This window comes from Vibrio sp. 378 (assembly GCF_033339435.1).
In genome coordinates this window covers 1-553 of record NZ_JAWOUO010000998.1, presented here as the reverse complement: position 1 = coordinate 553, position 553 = coordinate 1, and the positions used below count along the sequence as shown (strand labels likewise).

Genomic DNA, 553 nt, shown 5'->3' with positions numbered 1-553 from the left:
AAGCGGTGCGTATTTCCGGCCCTAATGCCTCAATTGCTCAAGACCTTGAACCGGAATACCTGACGTTTGCCGACAACGGGAAAATTTATGTCGCCTTGCAGGAAAATAACGCAATGGCGATTATTGATCCGCAAAACCACTCGGTAGAAAAAATTGTCGATTTAGGGGAAAAGTCTTGGTCGAATTCAAAGCTGGACGCCTCAAATAAAGATAAGATCATCGGCAATTTGAAAAGCTATCCGCAGATGGTTGGCTTGTACATGCCCGACACGCTAGACAGTTACTCTGTCAACGGCCAAACCTACATTGTTTCAGCCAACGAAGGGGATGGTCGCGAATATGGTTTTAAAACCACTCAAGCTGAATGTGATCAAGCAGGCTTCAAGTGGGACGAGGATGACTATCAAGGTACGCCAGATTACACCAATGTCAAAGTCTCCTGTTTAAGCCATATCGACGAAGTCCGTGGCAAAAATCTCAAAGTTACGACCGACCACCCTCTTGCTGGAGCTCTGAAAGACAACAAACAACTAGCTAGACTCAAAGTTATCAA

Annotated in this window: 1 protein-coding gene; it reads left to right on the top strand. The window is 45.4% G+C overall.

The window, feature by feature from the left end:
- The coding region (locus tag R7Q48_RS30015) for a choice-of-anchor I domain-containing protein (RefSeq protein ID WP_411979317.1) at positions 1–553 on the top strand (553 nt) is incomplete at both ends.